The organism is Pseudomonas brassicacearum (assembly GCF_003732175.1).
GTDB lineage: Bacteria > Pseudomonadota > Gammaproteobacteria > Pseudomonadales > Pseudomonadaceae > Aquipseudomonas > Aquipseudomonas brassicacearum_G.
The window spans coordinates 78,730-95,063 of record NZ_MOBI01000029.1; the positions used below are offsets into that span (position 1 = coordinate 78,730).

Consider the following 16,334-nt stretch of genomic DNA (forward strand, 5'->3'; position numbering starts at 1 on the left):
GATCGAGGTAGCGCCGGCTAAATCCCGGCCTCGCCAGCCACTCAACCAACCCATAATCGAATTGAACAGAGATTAACCACATGAACGAGATTCAAGACCTGAAAGACCGTCGCGACCAACTGCTGAGCGAGGCCGATCAACTGCATGCCGAACTGTTGCCCCTTGAGGCCGTGCTGGAAAGTGAGGAAACCATCGAGCCGACTCAGGAGCGCGAACTACGCGACAAGTACAACGAGCTGAAACGGAATTTCGATTCGCGCAAAAACAATGCCGACCTTTTGGATAGGAAGATCAGTCGCCGTGAGAACCTTGCCAACTGCGACTCCCTGATGGCGGGTTACATCGAAGCAATGGATAACTGGACCGCTGATGAGCAGGAACTGAGGGAGAAGCGCCAGAGCCTCAGCACCCGTCTGGAGCAAATTCAGCAACAGGCGGAAGAGGACATGGCGAAAGCTCGTCAGGCCGAAACGGACGCCGCCACGGCGTACGCGCAGGCAGTCGCGTGGGGCGATACTGAAGGCGAGAAGACCGCCAACACTGATGCGCAAAAGGCTGCGAAGAACCTCACGGTGGCCACCGAACACAATCGCCGCCAACATCTGATCATGACGGCTTTGGAGCAGGAGCTGGTCACCGTAGATAAATACATCGCAGAAGCACAGATAAAGCATAAAGGGATAGAGCGCACCGCCCTGTTGCTATCGCAGACGGTACTCGAAGAGAAATGGAACGAGGCCGCTAAAGCATTGTTCGAGGCCGGCGGAAAGCTGTGGGCGAATTACAACCTGCTTGGCCGTGACCAGATTGGACTTATGAAGCTTGCCGTTCCAGAGCAAGGCGAGAACTTTGGGAAGTGGACTTGGGAAGAGCTATCAGATCGCTCGCGCCAATATCGCGCTCGGGACTTAATCCAGCTCGACACCCTCCCGGTACAGCAACCCGAAGATATGAGCAATCTAGAACAACGTAAGGATGAACGTAATGAACAAGCCGATACAGAACAGCGCCAGTTGGTCTGACACGCTCAAAACTCGGAAGGCCCATCTCAACGCCCTGCTGAAGACCATCAACGCAGGGGCGGGCAAAACTAGTCCGATACAAACGTTAACCATCAACGCGATTAAAACCGAAATGGCGCATATCGAAAGCCAACTGAATCGCCGAAAATAGTTCTGAACTTGTAACCACCGCTACTATTCTAATAATCACGTACAACCAGTCAGAACAAGGAAATCAGAATGTCCAAACTTGCAGAATACCGTCAGCTGGAAAAACACCTCGCTGAGCAGCTCCAGGCACTGGAAGCACTGAAAGGTGATGATGGACTGAAGAAAGAAATCGAGTTCGAAACAAAGCTTCGCAAGCTTCTCGAACACTACGGTTTCAGCCTGAAGCACATCATCAATCTGCTCGATCCGCAAACCACTGCCCGGCGAAAATTTGCGGCCCCAACCGGGAGTACACGCAAACAACGCGAACTCAAGGTCTACAAAAACCCAAATACCGGCGAAGTCATCGAAACCAAAGGTGGAAATCACAAAGCTTTGAAGGAGTGGAAGGCAAAGCACGGAACCGCCGTAGTCGAGGGCTGGCTGAAAAAGTGAGACTGCTTCACCTAAAATAGGGCCCAGCAGGGCCCTATTTAGAAACGATGCTAAATCTATGTTATTAATCTAGTTATAGCTTGTGACCTTTCGGAGACTCCCAGTTTTGACCTCTAACTTTCCATCGCAAAAAACCAATACTCTTTTGACCAATATTCATCGACTAATTTTTAAGCAATAAAGTTAAACCACTAAATTGGTTATTTTGCTTCCACACCAGAAAAACATACAAAAGAGGACAAAAACGTACGTAGTCGATATAAGGCTTTACGGCGCCACACATCCTTCCCTCAGCTTAAAAAGCTAAACCTCATATAACTCACTACCTGGACACATCCAACACAAAAATGTCTACTAGTCCTTTCAACTGTTGCGGCATGCTGGCCTCAATACTTAACTTCATTTCATGCGCGGAATTGATATCCGCATTTTTTCGACCTGCTACTACTTCACCGCCACCGAACCACAAGACGATATAAATTCCTTGTTCCTCTGCATCTTGGTGAATCGAATAACGTTCATGCAACTGGGCCTTCGCAGCAGTGTATAGCTCCGGATGCCACTGCCCCTTTACCTCAGCAACAAGTAACTTTCTTTTACCATTGATAATTACTGCTGCAGTAAAATCACTGCGATTGCCCCCCTTCATCTGATGCTCTGGAGTAATCATTATACTTCTGGACTCAAGCCGTATACTAAGACGCTCTTCAATTACCTCGGCACACCTCAGCTCACCCCGCCGCTTATCTTTTTCATAAAAATGATTTCCCGTATTAAACTCGCCACCGTCTATAACGCGTTGAAAAAGATCAAGCTCATCAATAATTAGTTGACGCAGACCTTCAACCGTGACGACGGAGTCCGTATCGAGAAGAGATACGACATCTGATGGCGTTGGCGCCTCGTAGTTCCGGAGCGCTTGCCTGCGAATTTGAGTGCTACAAATACTTCTTAGATCCCTATGCATTAGTTCATAGCGGATATCTGCAAGGAGATCGTAAACAACAGGCAAAGCCTCATCGGGATCTAATGACACTAAGCTCCATACCAAATCTCTAATAAAACGATAAGCTTTTTCTTCTTTCGGGCTATCGCTTCCCCACTGGCTAGGCAATTCCACCTCTAGCCAGTAGCTGACGAAAGAGTCAAGCACGGTTTTAACTTTGTTGGCGGACAAACTTGGCCATTCTGAGCCACTATGCCTTCGATGGCCAAAGCGTTCATAAAATGCGAAAACATTATCGGCATCACCTTGAAGCCAGTCCCACTGAGCTTTCGAGATATCACTGATAAAATAGAAGCGACAAAAAAACCAAAACAAACGCCTTTCCCTCAGGCTTTCGGAATTCTCCTCATCAGAACATAGCGGCATCAACGCTGCGCAGCGATCCTCGATAACGGTTTCCAGCACGTTTCGGTCTCCGTGCTGAACAGCCATATCAAACAAGACTCTTACTGTGTCCAGTTTTACATGTTTAAATCGCGCCAGCCACTCAACAGCTAGACATGAACGCAACTCGCTAAAAACCTCATCCCCTTGCAGAAGCCAAACATCGGGATGGCTACAGTCTGGGATAGCAAGCTGACTCTCAACATATGCTCTGATAAACGATTCCGCGCTACCTTCATCAGAAAAGATCTGTCTATCTACCTCACGCTTAAGAGCAGCGCTTTCTTCTTCACCTACACAGCCGTAATGAACATTAATGTTAGCCCTTAAAGATTTAAGGAGCCGCACATCAATATTAGCCAGGCTATGCTCTTCACGCATAATTTCTAAGCATGCCGCATGCAATACCTGAATGGCCCTTGACCCCTTTGATGAGCAGGATAATGCGGCAATTTCAGGAAGATCCGGTACAAACGGGCTTATAAATTCAATACAATTTCTTAAAGCTTTTTTTGCGATCACTTCCTCGCCAAACTCTTCCTCTATGCCGTTCGGCTGCATTAGTGATAGTTCTGCAAGCCGGACTAAACTTTGCCAGTGCGAGCCAGATTCTATTAGCTCTCTATTTTCTCTAATATAGAGCGCATTTTTTTCACGGAGAATTCTTTGCTTGCGTCGGCTTCTGTTTATTCTTCTTTTTAGGTTAAAAGGCATACCGTAAAGCCGGTCGAGCTTCGATGCAGATCTTTTATAATTGACCCATTCTTTCATAAATGCAGGTTTCGCGAGTGCTTGCATACGCAAATGCCGTCGCAATTCGTCAGAGCTTCTGGAGTTCACGCCCTGATGTTTAAGATGATACGGAATACAGGTCGACCATAGGACTGGATTATCTGATTCAAAAGCAAGATCCGCCAAGAACTTTATATCTTCACGATAAAGCGTCAAACCAGAATGGTTATGAAATTCGAATTTGTGTAACTTCTCAGTCCTTATTTTTTCACGATCCGTCAACCGCCCAAGGGCATGTGAAATTATTCCATGGCGTAGCTCTAGATCTGTTTGTAAAACCCGAACCGCTTCACTCTGGCTCGCACTTAGCTGATAAGTGTAGTTTAGATTTTCGACCCACTTCCAGATTTTGACTGGATCATAAGGCGGGGCCATAGCGACAAAATACTGATCAAGCAAGGAGCCAATGATTTTGCTTGTACCATTTTTACAACCGCACTCATATATCTCTTTTCCACAGGTGCAAACAAGATCCAAATACAAAGCATTCAGAAGCCATTCCACCATTTCTAAATACAAACAATTGATCAATTGCTTAATAAAATATCGAGACTCCATGGCATTATGCTCTCGATCATACCCTTTTGAGTACAGAGCCGCGCAGGCTCGAAAGAGATCCAGCACAATGTATTTATCAAATTGTTGAGGAAAAGAGCTTTTGATTATCTCAGCTGCAACTCGTAAAGAAGCGTTGGAGGCCTCAGAAATTAGTGATTTTAAGTTGGACGTGTGGTCGCGACCATCGATTGCAAGCAAGCATCTGCACACGAGCAATCTTTCACCTTCAGGCTCCGACGAGTTTAATAGCAGGTCTACCAATTCCGGCTCAAATTTACCGGCTTCCTTTGAACCAATTAATAACTCTAAAATCAAATCACGAAGATTACCCTCATTATCCATAATTAAAATTGATCGAATATCATCAATAATATCGCTCGCAAAAAAACCTGCAACACTGAACCCCCTACGAAAGTCTCCTCTTCTAAAATAAGGATCATTCAGCTCTGCCTCTTTCAATTTCTGAATAAGAAGGCGCTTTGAAGACAATTCAAGCAGTGATGGATCGCCGTTTGCCAATACTGCGTATGGATCCAACCGGATAGCCGCTGCCTGGATATCCTTGTTACCTAATGCTGCCATCCATCCAATAAGCCCGCGAAGCTCATCACGAACAATCGAGTTAGGAGCAATAACTGGAAGACACTTCGTCAAAGTGAGTGGATCACCCGCATCTCTAATCCGTTTTGTTAAGTAACTTGCAGCGCAGTACTCGGCGACAACTTTATGTACCGGGCGATGTTGATCTGGAGTATCACCGGGCTTAAATAGCCTCGTCGCTAGAACGTCGCTGTAATTACTATTTTTATTGGAAAGTGAGCCAATAACTGGATAAATCCGGCTCTCACTGGCCTCATTATTAGTCACTCCGTCGGAACCTGATAAGAGCAGCTTGGCAAACACTTCAGATCCAAAAGATACTTTCTCAGCAAGCGAAAGAGCGTTAGGTTTTTTTGCAATTCTGGGGTTCGTCTCTCTAGACAAACGCTCTACCGCCAGTGAAAAGATAGAACGTTTATCGGCAAAACTTCTTCCACTCTCGACGAAAGCATCTGCGAATAGCTTTAGAAATTGGGGGTTCGGTAGAAGGGAGCCTAAGTCAAATTTAGATACTTCCTTTTGGAAGCTTCGAAAATTCTCGCCCGGAACATGCCGATCGAATATAGCCTCTTGCTCATCCTCATCGAAATCACAGAGACGCACCACGAGCGGAATTTGCCCAAGGACGTCGGCAAATGCTTGAGTGGACGATGTGCCCCACTCACTGGATCGACTAGAAATGACAACATGGTGAGGATCAGATTTCCTGGCATAAGCAAGGAGTCTATGGATACCCGTCTGGTCGATTTTAGCGAGCTCATCAAAAGCATCGATGACCAAAGATGTTTTTTCTGCATCGGCTCCCAGATAGCTGAAAGCATTAGCGGTCACACAGTCAACTCCCAGCTGCTGCGCAAGGCTGTCCAGCAACGAAGATTTCCCGCCACCCGGTTCAGAGAGGACAACTATGTAGTCCGAAGCAAGTAGGAGCTCCCCCTCAGTATAAGTCGTACCATCAGCTGTGAGCTTGCGGGGCAAATAGTAGGCCGTGTTCATTGTGGCAAGCTCATCCATTGAAACGCACAGTGCGTTTAGCGATCTGACAGAAAAACATTCAAACCATCATGGTTTTAGATGTTATCCCTGAGATTACGACATTTTTCCGGCTATGTGAGAAGTGACGCTATTGATTGGACGCCTAATCGTTCATCTTCTACCCGCTGCAGGCCTCGGCGAATGGCAGTCGTTCGCAGCCCCACAAAAACTGAGCTCTAGCCAAATTGACACTCACAGATTTACTGAAAATGTAACACCAATGCGCATTGTTACACCTCACATACGAAGTCGTTTCCAGGAGGTGTAACATGTTATTTACCCTTTATATTCAATAAGTTAGCAATAACCGTTACACCTGCAACACCTGTTACACCTGTTACACAACATTTAACAGCTACTGCCCCGCTCCCCATGTGCGGCGGACTCCTTCAGCGGAGAGACCCATCAGATGCCGGGGGCCCCTGAGAAAATGCGATACACACGGGGTCGGAAACCCGCGTGATCGTGTTAGCGGAAAAATGCCCAGCTTAGTGAACAGGTGAACCGGGTGAACTGCTGTTCACCAGTGCATTTGCACTATGGCTTGGGATGTCACAGGGGACCCTGGGCATTTCGGATAGACACGGGGCTAAGAACCCGCGCGTTCGTGTTAGCGGCTGGATTTTTGAAGTTGGTTGACAGGTTGACCGAGTTGACTTGGCTGACGAACTCCATGCGTGCGATATCAGCAACACAAAGGGGCATCTTTACCAACACGGTAACGATGCCCCTTTTTCGTCAGGATCCTTTCAATTTCAACGTTGAAATTTCAGTAAGGTGGGATTCCTGTCGCTAACAAGATGTCGCGGGTTTCCGACCCCGTGCCCTTAAGAAACCCTCAGGGTCCCCAGCACTTTTGGGGAATTCACAACTGATTTACGTGATCAAGATCGCTGAAGCCTGCGTAACCAGGTGTCCCAAGACTCCACTCGAACCGGTGGTGTAGTGGTGCGTTCAAAGTCATACCTCTTAGCACTTTCTACTCGGTCGTCTACCGTCCTTCCTCCAATGAGAACGGTTCGGATGTTGATGTCTTTCTGTGGGTCAACTTGAAGACTATGGTGCGGCCCCACGAAAGCGTTGTGAATTTGCTCACCTCGCTCGGCCCGCCGTCTGATGGAGTGGGCATGATCCCTGAAAGGGGCAGGCTCTCGAAAGATGTGACCAACTCGATCCCGTATCTGACTGGCGGCCTGATTTATTTTGTGATTGAACGCCTTGTAGTGGTCGGCATTTAGCAGATTGAAATCCGCGCCCTTCACCTCAATCAGTATTACATCCATACGTGATCTCCCAGTGAAAACCACAAAGTCCACCTGCCCATCCCCAAGGGGAAACTCTGAGAAGCAAATGTATTCATCGTCCGGCTTGGCATACGCCTCTCCAAAAATAGAAAGGTCTTGCTTCAAAAGGCGCTGAATTTCGCGCTCACCTGCGCCGGTGCTGATCAACGCATCGATTTCTGATTTAGAGATCATGCCGTCTGCTATTTCAAGGCGACGTTTGATGACCGATTGACTTTCCTGCCAGGGTGAATCGACGAAGGGGTCACGGGAAAAACGGAGTTGATCTGCACGGGTAACGATCCGCCCGTTAAGCAAGCTTCGCTCATCCAGTTCTCGAACAGGGCATCCAATCAACACTAGGGCATCAGCTCTGTTGATAGTTTTCCATTGCGTTCCTCGGATGGAATTCACAGTAACAATCTCATACTCATCCTGAAGAGGGTCATCATCTTCATAATGCTCAATATAGGTCGCCGGCCCGATGACAATGCCAAGCTCGTGCAGAGACTTAATGATGCGTTCGATTGCGTTGGTTACTGACATGCCGTCGTTTTTATCATCCAAATCGGTAAGCAGTACAACAGTGCCAGCCTCTGTCACGAAGGACCTAACCCGGCACAGGCCGCGCTTCAACCCCCCGACTCCATCAGGATAGTTGTGCACCATATCGATAACTTTCATGCAGCATCCTTTCAAAGCTCTGAATGGAACAGAAACGTGGTTGAACATAGTCCTAAAGCGCTGGGCTCGGCAGGCCAGAAAACCATCCCTAAGCAGAATTAAAGCAAACGTGGCGAAGGGTGGTGGTAATCAGAAATTGAACGATGAGTGGTACAGCACCCTGCGGCGTGTATCCCTACGTGTATCCCCATTAAAAATAGAATCCAGAAGAGCCAATAGATAAAGGGTAAAGACAGCCAAGTTCAAACGACCCCGGCCCACCAAACGAAGCATCAACAAAGCCCGCCTAGTGCGGGCTTTGTTGCATCTGGGGTTTGGGGTTTCTCGCTTGTTGCGCAAGCACTCTTTGCTGAAAACCGGTCTGGAACGCGGCATTACGTTGTTTTCCATTGCGTGCCAGCGACTCAATTTCACGATATTCAACCGGGATCAGGTCCAGCTTGAAAACGACTTTCAGCTCGCCAGCCAGCTCCCACCTCACCCCTCGATATCCTCCGCGACCCGAATGCGAGCAAGTAGGGCTACGCCTCGACTCATAAACCACTGCATTTGAAATTGGTTACGCCGCGTTCTTCGCGACGCCAGACCTGGTCAGCAAAAGAAATAATCGATTCCTGCAACTTCACCGGCGTCATTCGCTGCGCAGTCCAAACCTGTTTCCTGGCTACGTCCTAGCTGAACTCCATCGGGGACACGCGCCAAAAATAGATCTGTTCCCTTCCCCAAAATACATGCGGCCTAAAGCGCTATCAAATGAAGATCCTGTCACTTCGTTTTCTTCTTTAGCGCCTTTTTTATATGCAGGTCAATGCAACGAACATCTAAAGATCGCGTAACCGAATTGTCATATTCGAAGCCCCTAATGCGTTTCAAAATATTGCAGCGATTCAAATGCTTGGCATCAGCGCTGCAAGACTGCCGATGCATGGGTAACGGATTGCCTTGGATGAACAAGTCCGTCGGCAGGGTGAATTACCCTGTGAACGAGATCCATGATGATCAAGAAACTAGCCGTATCCCTCGTTGGCGCTTTGCTGGGAGGCGCGATGTTGCCTGCCCATGCGGACTTCATCGACGACAGCCATGCCGACTTGACCCTGCTCAACCGCTACCTCAATCAACAAGGCCGTGACGTGGTGGGCAGCACCGCCAAGGCCAAGAGTTACCGCGACTGGGGACAGGGTTTCCAGTTCAATTTCCGCTCCGGTTATACCGAAGGTGCTGTGGGTTTCGGCCTCGATCTTGAGGCGTTTTACGGCCTCAAGATCGACTCTGGTGGTGACCTGAATAACAAGGATCACCAGAGTCGTTATCCCGGCAGCATGTTCCCGCTGGATGATGGGAAATCCGCCAATGACTTTAGTGTCTTGAGCCCGACCTTCAAGATGCGCTTCCTCAAGGATGAGTTGCGCGTTGGTATGCTCAGCCAAAATAACCCGATGCTGGCCAATACCGATGGGCGTCTGTACCACCAGACCAACACCGGCGTGCAACTGGTGTCGAAAGACCTGTCCGACTTCACCTTCACGGGTGGCGACATCGTCCGGACGAAAATTCGCAATGAAAGCAACGACAGTGACATGACCACTGGCGGCGGTGCGAAACTCAGCGACCGCTTCCTCTATGGCGGTGCTGACTATACAGGCCTGGCCGACACCACCTTAAGCCTGTGGTACTCCAATCTTCAGGACTACTACCAGCAAGCCTTCATCGGCGCCAAGCACACCACCGTGCTGCCGGTCGGTAGCCTCCTCAGTGATTTCCGCGCCTACCGCAGCCTGGGCATAGGCGGCAACGCGAATGGCGACAGCGACTTTGCCACCGCGGGTTCTTACGGTGACGGCTTGACCAAGGGGCGTATTAACCAGTCCACTATCAGTTTGATGGAAAGCTACAGCCTGGCGGGCCACACCATTGGCTTGGGGGCCCAGAAAAACACCGGTGACAGTGACTTCCCTTACCTGGACTCCGGGCTTAACAGTGGCGATGCCCGACAAGGTCCTGGCTCCGGCGCTGATACACCGGCACTGACCAACCTGCAACTGAACAAATTCCAGCATGCTGGCGAAGAAACCTGGATGGCTCAGTACAAATACGACTTCGGTCAACTGGGCATCAAAGGCCTTGGCTTTATGGCCACCTACGCGCACGGCGATAAGATCAAAGTAACTAAAGGCGGCGACAGCGAATGGGAGCGCGACTTGGCGCTGAACTACCAGGTGCCTGATGGTAAGTTGAAGGGACTGGGCGTGACCTGGAAAAACGCCCAGGCCAACCCGAGCCTGACGGGCCAGACCAAGCAGGATGAAAACCGGCTCTACGTGAGTTATGTCGTACCGCTTTGGTAAGCACTGATAGTATAAAAAAGCCCGCAAATGCGGGCTTTTTCATACGTGCGCCAGGCATGGAGCGTTGCGCGTAAGCGCCCTCGCTGGGGCTGGCCCATGTTTGAACAACACCACTCAACTCCTCGCTGGGAACGGTTAGGGGGAAACGTTATGTAAAGGACGCAAAGAATGTGGAGGCCCTTCAACCTTCAATGCCTCGCCCACTGCCGATCTTGCACTGACCCTCTGGAAATAGGCCTGCAAATTCTCCCATGCCGACAGATCGATTTCTAATCGCTTGGCCCACGTTAGCATTGTGAACAGATAGGCGTCAGGGGCGGAAAACCCGTCCCCCATCAGATAGTCCCTCTCGCGCAGCTTATGATCGACATACGCTAGCCGTGGCGAAACCAAGAGCCGCGTCGCGCTCTGCCCTTCGATCGTCTTCGCCAGAAAGTTTGCGCTTACCCCACCATGCCGCTCGGGCGTGATGAAGTTCTTGTGTACCTCAGTCGAAATGAAGCCAAGCCATTCCAGTGCGCGATAGCGCTCAAAGCGCCCCTGCGCCGGGAGAAGATTGCGCTCCGAGTGCTGATCCGAGATGTACTGCAGAATGGCGGCACACTCGGTCAGGATCGCCCCATCGTCTGTTTTCAGGGTCGGCACGTACGACTTCGGATTGATTAGGTCGTAATCTCCGCCGGACCACTGCTTACTCATCAGATCAACTTTCTCAAGCGAAAAGGAGGCGCCTGCTTCGCGCAGGAGAATATGAGGAGCGAGGGAACTCGCCCCAGCCGCGTAGAACAAAATCATGCTTGTCTTCCCGTATTTGCTCACAGGGCGGTAGGCCTGATGATGCATGCAGGGACTATAGGGATACGGGAAAAACCGGAAAACGCGTGCTGGCGCAACACAAGTGTGCGAAATTGCACTCATGATGAATTGGCAAGATCTGCACCATTTTGTTGTCGTTGCTCGCCTCGGCTCATTCACTGCCGCGGGGAAAGAGCTACGCGTCGATCACGCAACAGTGGGCCGACGTATTACGGCCCTTGAGACATCTCTCGGGATGAAACTGGTGGAGCGTCTGCCACGCTCATCGCGACTCACGGAGGACGGCTTGGCGCTGGCCGCGATTGCCATGCCGATGGAAGCCATCACCGATGCGATAGGCCGTCATGCACGTGGTACGGCGCCTCTGTCAGGGACCGTGAGACTGAGCGCCCTCCCAATTCTGGCTAGTGAATTGATAGCACCGAGTCTCGGCCGCTTGCGCTCGCACTACCCGGCACTCAAGGTCATTCTCAGCGCGGCCTCAGGTGTTGCTTCGCTTGAAAAGGGGGAGGCGGACGTCTCTATCGGGTTCGTACGACCTGAAACAGCCGGTCGCATTGTTCGCAAGGTAGGCTCAATGAAGCTTGGCCTCTATGCCAGCCCAGCGTATGCGTTGAGGCCCTCACCGACCTGGACATTCATTGGCTTTGAGGAGGCGCTTCATCAAATTCCCCAACAGCGCTGGATACAACGCTTTGCAGATGGGCGCCCCTTCGTGCTTCAAAGTAGCGATGTCGCAACGCAGCTAGCTGCCGCACGAGCAGGCATCGGCGTGGCGATACTTCCCTGTTTTCTCGCTGATCAAGACACGGCGCTGGCCAAGATTGAGCTTGATGACGAACCGATAGCACGGGATATCTGGATGTCTGTTCATGCTGACGTACGGCGCTCCCCCGCTGTTCGCGTCACCATGGATCATCTGATCGATCTACTGGGCCATGAACTGGGGTAGGTTCTGGAGCTTGGCTAACTCAGATTCGTAGCGGCACGTTTTCGTCAGGTGTATTGCCCAGCCGGTGCATTCCGCACCCGCTCGCGCCCCTTCATCAACCCCACTGCGAGCGCCGACAGGATCAACGCAATCGAAATCCCTTCGTTGAAATCAACCTGATGCCCAAGCATCAGCATCGAACCTGCGACGCCAAATACCGGTATCAACAAAGACAGCGGCGCCACCCTGGAAACCGGGTACTCTCGCAGCAATAGATTCCAGCCCCAATAACAGAAGTGTGTCGCCGCGTAGACTTGAAACAACAGCGAGAACACTGACACCCATTCAAGGTGTGTGACCAGGGAGGTAAACGGAGCGGAGCCGTGTGCCAGCCAGGTGAGCACCAGTAAGGGGATCGGCGGGAACAGGCTGGCCCACACCACAAAGGCAAACATTTCCCGGACCTTTGACTGTTTGATGATGATGTTGCCGACACTCCAGCTAAATGCACTCACCAGCAACAAGCCATAACCCACTGTCGTTGCATGGCCAGGGCTGCTGAAAATAATACTGATCAACCCCAGCGCTGCGAGCCCCACCCCAAGAGTCTGTCCAAGGCTCAATCGCTCGCGAAACAGCAACACCCCCCAACCCAAGGTAAAAAACGCACTGAACTGAATCAACAGGGCTGCGGTACCTGGTGGCACACCCAGCTCGATGCCCAGGTTGATCAACGCCCACATCGCGACCCCGAAAATCAATCCATAGGCAGCCAACCACCCCACGGCAATCGACGGCCGCCGGACAAAAAACACCCACGGCAACGCCGCCAGCGTAAAGCGAAGAGCCGTCAGCAGCAGCGGATCAATAGCCGCCAAACCCAGTTTGGTGATGGGAAAGTTCAGGCCCCAGACAGCCGTCACCAACACGGCCAGGGTCAGGTGTTTTTTCTGCATGAGGTTCTATTTCCAGAATGCCGGGCCAGCGGCTGTATGCCCCAACCACGGCGCCACTATGCGCAACAGGGGCAATGGCTCGCTTGCACTATCAGGTCATAAATCATTAAATTCGGGCCATGCGCGAAACTGAAATAGATCCCTACGAAAACACTCCCCGCGATGCAGTAGTCACGGCCAATAACTATCTGGATGGCCAACACTTTGCGCTGCATACGCACCGACGTGGCCAGTTTGCCTACGCCGCCTGTGGCGTCATCACGGTATTCACTAGCCAGGGCAACTGGGTCGTCCCCCCACAAAGAGCTATCTGGGTACCGGCGGGGGTCCCCCATGAGATGAGCATGAGCGGACCGGTGACCATGCTTAATACCTACATCCGTAACCGCGCCGCCGCTCGGCTCAGTCTGCCTGCGCACTGCCAGGTATTCGGCGTCTCGGCATTGCTCAAACAACTGCTGATCCGGGCCATGGACGTTCCGGCGCTGTATGCCAAGGAGCATCTGGACGGACATTTGATGACCTTGCTGCTTCACGAAATAGCCGGCATGTCGCCCTTATCGCTCAATGCACCGCTGCCGAGCGAACCAAGGCTGGCGCACCTCTGTCGAACGCTGCTGGAGCAACCGTCGCTGGAAACCGGAATTGATGATATGACCCGGCAGGTCGGGATGAGCCGCCGCACATTTACCCGGCTGTTTCGCCAACAAACCGGTATCAGCTTTGTCGAATGGCGTCAGCAGGCGTGCCTGTTGGCGGCCGTGGTGCGTTTGGGTAACGGAGAGGCAATTACGCGGGTGGCAACTGATCTGGGCTATAGCAGCCCGAGTGCCTTCACCAGTGTTTTCCGTCGAGTACTGGGCGAAGCACCCAGTCGGTACTTCCCGAAAAAAATGCTTTGAACTTCCCCCGGCAGTCTCAAAATCCCCACAGACCTGTCAATAAACATTACCATTTACGACGTAACAGCCGAAAACGATGGGAAATCGAATGCGCAGGTCTGCTGTATTTCTTTTGGCATCCATGCTGACAGCGTGCGGGACTGGGCTGCCCGTCGAGAAAACGAAAGCAGTGGAGAACGTAGCGTCCGCGAATGGGCACGCTCCACTGAACATGGATGGTTATACCGCCAGCAAACTGGATGCCCTGCTCAAAGAACGCTCAGCGATCAACCCCGATGACATAGGACAGATGAACAATCTGATTTCACGGGAGTTTTTGGGACGGCCCTATTCCGCGAACAGGTTGCAGGGCTCTGCTACCACGCCGGAAGAGTTGGTCGTCGACTTCAGGGGCCTGGACTGTTTCACTTATCTGGATTACGTCGAAGCGCTGAGAAAGTCCAACAATGAAGCGGACTTCTTCAAAAACCTCATCCAGACGCGTTATGTGAATGGCAATCTCGATTTCCTGCATCGCCGGCACTTCTTCACAGACTGGTCGCAGGCCGAGCAAAAACTGGCCGACGACGTCACCGCGCAAATCAGCCCTCATGCGGTAACCGTGGTTAAGCGCCTCAACCGAAAAGCCGATGGCAGCGCCTACTTGCCGGGCGTACCCATGACCGAGCGCACTATTACCTATATCCCCAGCGCGTTTGTTAACGACCATGTGATCAGCCGTTTGCAGACTGGCGATTACGTTGGCATTTACACCCAACTCGCCGGCCTCGACGTTACCCATACCGGGTTCTTTATCAAGAACGACGAAGGGCCTGTGCTGCGTAATGCCTCTTCGAAGAAAAAGAACCGGGAAGTCATAGACTCACCCTTCAAGGACTACATAGCGAAGACGCCAGGGATCGTGGTGTTACGAGCGCGGCAATCTGTGCCAGAGAGTCAATGAGTTCTGGTTCGCCCGTCTTGTGCGAACCCTCTCCCCCTCAAACATCAACAAAGCCCGTCTTGTGCGGGCTTTGTTGCATCAGGGGCTTTGCCTATCACTTACCCGTTCAAGGCGTGGGCGCCAACGCCAGATCGGCTCGCCCAACACTCGACAGCTCGGCGGGACTTGCGCAGGCGACAAAATCCTCCTTGCGCAGTAGCACCAGCGCGATCAGCGATACCACGCCCGTGCCGATGTAAAAGTACCAGGGCGAGGTAATGTCGCCGGTCACCTTGATCAGCCAGGTAGAAATCAGCGGTGCGCTACCGCCGAATACCGCCACCGGAATGTTGTACGCCACCGCAATGCCGGTGGAGCGGATTCGCGTTGGCAACAGCTCGCTCATCAAGGCGTAAGTCGACGAGGCATACAGGCCGAACAAAATCGCCACCGTCATCAACGGGTAAATAAACGAGGCCGCCGTTGCCGTGGGTGCCGATTTGAACAGCCAGTACATCGCCAAAGTGGCCAGGGTGCCGACCACCAACAAAAACGGTTTGCGCCCGTATTTATCGGTGAATGCACCGCCGAACGGCATGACCACTGCGGCCGAGAGGCTGGCAACGAAGACGTAGAGCAAGGTCGTGCCGCTGTCGAACTTGAGAATGCTCGACATGTAGGTCGAGGCGAAGGTCAGCACCAGATAGAAGATCGAGCTGTGCAGGGTAATGATGAAGAACACCAGGGCAATCGCCCGTTTCCACTGCCAGACTTCTCGCAGAGGAGCTTTGGAGGTTTCCCCCGCGCGCTGCAACGCGAGGAACTCGGGACTGTCTTCGAGCTTCAGGCGGATGTACATCGAGATCAGGCCCAGCGGCGCTGCAATCAGAAACGGAATGCGCCAGCCCCAGGCTTGCATCAGGTCAGCGCCCATCACCCAGGTCATGCCATTGGCCACCGCACCGCCCAGCAACAGGCCGAGCACCGCGGTTACCATCAACCAGCACGTCGCGAATCCGCGTCGCCCGGGCCCGGCGTACTCGGAGATGAAGCTGGTGATGGTGCCGATCTCGCCACCGGCCGAGAAACCCTGCACACAGCGGATCAGCACCAGAAGAATCGGCGCGGCGATCCCCAGCGTGGCATAGGTCGGCAACAACCCGAGCAGAACGGTAGAGCCGGCCATCATCACCAGCACCGTGATCAGGGTTTTGCGCCGGCCGATCTTGTCCGCCAGCGGACCGAAGAACAGCCCCCCCAGCGGTCGGATGAAAAAGCTCAAGGCAAAGGCGGCAAAACTGGCGAGCAAGCTGGTGGTCGGGTCGTCGGAGACGAAGAACGCCTTGCCGATGTAGACGGCAAGAAAACCGTAGACGCCGTAGTCGTACCACTCGATCAGGTGGCCGGAGGTTGCACCGATAAACGCCCGACGCCGTTGCCGGGCCGGGTTTTTCTGTTGAATACCCACGTGAGGGACTCCTGTCTGACTTCTATCCATGGAAAACACAAC

The 16,334-nt window shown here is 52.0% G+C and carries 12 protein-coding genes; 7 read left to right on the forward strand and 5 right to left on the reverse strand.

Features of this window, described 5'->3' with window-relative positions; genetic code table 11:
* The first annotated feature begins 80 nt into the window (after positions 1 to 80).
* The 3 genes from BK658_RS26435 (at position 81) to BK658_RS26445 (ending at position 1,607) form a co-directional block, all read left to right on the forward strand.
* Positions 81 to 1,022 (forward strand): coiled-coil domain-containing protein, encoded by a 942-nt coding sequence (locus tag BK658_RS26435; RefSeq protein ID WP_123584852.1) that lies wholly within the window; start codon positions 81 to 83, stop codon positions 1,020 to 1,022.
* A complete protein-coding gene (locus tag BK658_RS26440) occupies positions 985 to 1,173 on the forward strand; it encodes a hypothetical protein (protein WP_123584853.1) in 189 nt (62 codons plus the stop codon). The genes BK658_RS26435 and BK658_RS26440 overlap by 38 nt, the downstream gene beginning before the upstream one ends.
* Positions 1,174 to 1,241: 68 nt before the next feature.
* Positions 1,242 to 1,607: a histone-like nucleoid-structuring protein, MvaT/MvaU family gene (locus BK658_RS26445; protein ID WP_123584854.1), complete on the forward strand. Its 366-nt coding sequence runs from the start codon at positions 1,242 to 1,244 to the stop codon at positions 1,605 to 1,607.
* 322 nt (positions 1,608 to 1,929) lie between these two features.
* Here the strand turns inward: BK658_RS26445 and BK658_RS26450 are convergent, their stop codons facing one another.
* The gene (locus BK658_RS26450; protein WP_259740146.1) at positions 1,930 to 5,961 is read right to left on the reverse strand and encodes an NACHT domain-containing protein; all 4,032 of its coding nucleotides are present in this window, start codon (positions 5,959 to 5,961) and stop codon (positions 1,930 to 1,932) included.
* Positions 5,962 to 6,866: 905 nt separating this feature from the next.
* Complete coding sequence (locus BK658_RS26455; RefSeq protein ID WP_185019901.1) at positions 6,867 to 7,949, reverse strand: Shedu immune nuclease family protein; 1,083 nt, start codon at positions 7,947 to 7,949, stop codon at positions 6,867 to 6,869.
* Between the two features lie 995 nt (positions 7,950 to 8,944).
* Here BK658_RS26455 and BK658_RS26465 point away from each other — a divergent pair.
* On the forward strand, positions 8,945 to 10,297 hold the full coding sequence (locus tag BK658_RS26465; protein ID WP_123584858.1) for an OprD family outer membrane porin: 1,353 nt from the start codon (positions 8,945 to 8,947) through the stop codon (positions 10,295 to 10,297).
* Between the two features lie 135 nt (positions 10,298 to 10,432).
* Here BK658_RS26465 and gstA read toward each other — a convergent pair whose 3' ends face one another.
* Positions 10,433 to 11,092, reverse strand: coding sequence for a glutathione transferase GstA (gstA, locus tag BK658_RS26470; RefSeq protein ID WP_123584859.1), 660 nt, complete (start codon positions 11,090 to 11,092; stop codon positions 10,433 to 10,435).
* Between the two features lie 121 nt (positions 11,093 to 11,213).
* Here gstA and BK658_RS26475 point away from each other — a divergent pair, with 121 nt between their 5' ends.
* Positions 11,214 to 12,065, forward strand: coding sequence for a LysR family transcriptional regulator (locus tag BK658_RS26475; RefSeq protein WP_123584906.1), 852 nt, complete (start codon positions 11,214 to 11,216; stop codon positions 12,063 to 12,065).
* A gap of 44 nt (positions 12,066 to 12,109) precedes the next feature.
* Here BK658_RS26475 and BK658_RS26480 read toward each other — a convergent pair whose 3' ends face one another.
* Positions 12,110 to 13,000 (reverse strand): EamA family transporter, encoded by an 891-nt coding sequence (locus BK658_RS26480; RefSeq protein WP_123584860.1) that lies wholly within the window; start codon positions 12,998 to 13,000, stop codon positions 12,110 to 12,112.
* A gap of 119 nt (positions 13,001 to 13,119) precedes the next feature.
* On the opposite strand from BK658_RS26480, the gene BK658_RS26485 reads away from it, so the two are divergent.
* Both BK658_RS26485 and BK658_RS26490 read left to right on the forward strand, forming a co-directional pair.
* Positions 13,120 to 13,902 (forward strand): AraC family transcriptional regulator, encoded by a 783-nt coding sequence (locus BK658_RS26485; RefSeq protein WP_123584861.1) that lies wholly within the window; start codon positions 13,120 to 13,122, stop codon positions 13,900 to 13,902.
* Between the two features lie 88 nt (positions 13,903 to 13,990).
* Positions 13,991 to 14,845: a DUF1460 domain-containing protein gene (locus BK658_RS26490; protein ID WP_123584862.1), complete on the forward strand. Its 855-nt coding sequence runs from the start codon at positions 13,991 to 13,993 to the stop codon at positions 14,843 to 14,845.
* Positions 14,846 to 14,951: 106 nt separating this feature from the next.
* On the opposite strand, the gene BK658_RS26495 is transcribed toward BK658_RS26490, so the two are convergent.
* Positions 14,952 to 16,292: an MFS transporter gene (locus BK658_RS26495; RefSeq protein WP_123584863.1), complete on the reverse strand. Its 1,341-nt coding sequence runs from the start codon at positions 16,290 to 16,292 to the stop codon at positions 14,952 to 14,954.
* Positions 16,293 to 16,334: the final 42 nt, after the last annotated feature.

What these genes read in the sequence shown, in the direction of transcription:
- BK658_RS26480 (WP_123584860.1), bottom strand. Translation starts at nt 13,000, where the DNA reads ATGCAGAAAAAACACCTGACCCTGGCCGTGTTGGTGACGGCTGTCTGG.
- BK658_RS26440 (WP_123584853.1), top strand. Translation starts at nt 985, where the DNA reads ATGAACAAGCCGATACAGAACAGCGCCAGTTGGTCTGACACGCTCAAA.
- gstA (WP_123584859.1), bottom strand. Translation starts at nt 11,092, where the DNA reads ATGATTTTGTTCTACGCGGCTGGGGCGAGTTCCCTCGCTCCTCATATT.
- BK658_RS26490 (WP_123584862.1), top strand. Translation starts at nt 13,991, where the DNA reads ATGCGCAGGTCTGCTGTATTTCTTTTGGCATCCATGCTGACAGCGTGC.
- BK658_RS26485 (WP_123584861.1), top strand. Translation starts at nt 13,120, where the DNA reads ATGCGCGAAACTGAAATAGATCCCTACGAAAACACTCCCCGCGATGCA.
- BK658_RS26465 (WP_123584858.1), top strand. Translation starts at nt 8,945, where the DNA reads ATGATCAAGAAACTAGCCGTATCCCTCGTTGGCGCTTTGCTGGGAGGC.
- BK658_RS26435 (WP_123584852.1), top strand. Translation starts at nt 81, where the DNA reads ATGAACGAGATTCAAGACCTGAAAGACCGTCGCGACCAACTGCTGAGC.
- BK658_RS26475 (WP_123584906.1), top strand. Translation starts at nt 11,214, where the DNA reads ATGATGAATTGGCAAGATCTGCACCATTTTGTTGTCGTTGCTCGCCTC.
- BK658_RS26455 (WP_185019901.1), bottom strand. Translation starts at nt 7,949, where the DNA reads ATGAAAGTTATCGATATGGTGCACAACTATCCTGATGGAGTCGGGGGG.
- BK658_RS26445 (WP_123584854.1), top strand. Translation starts at nt 1,242, where the DNA reads ATGTCCAAACTTGCAGAATACCGTCAGCTGGAAAAACACCTCGCTGAG.
- BK658_RS26450 (WP_259740146.1), bottom strand. Translation starts at nt 5,961, where the DNA reads ATGGATGAGCTTGCCACAATGAACACGGCCTACTATTTGCCCCGCAAG.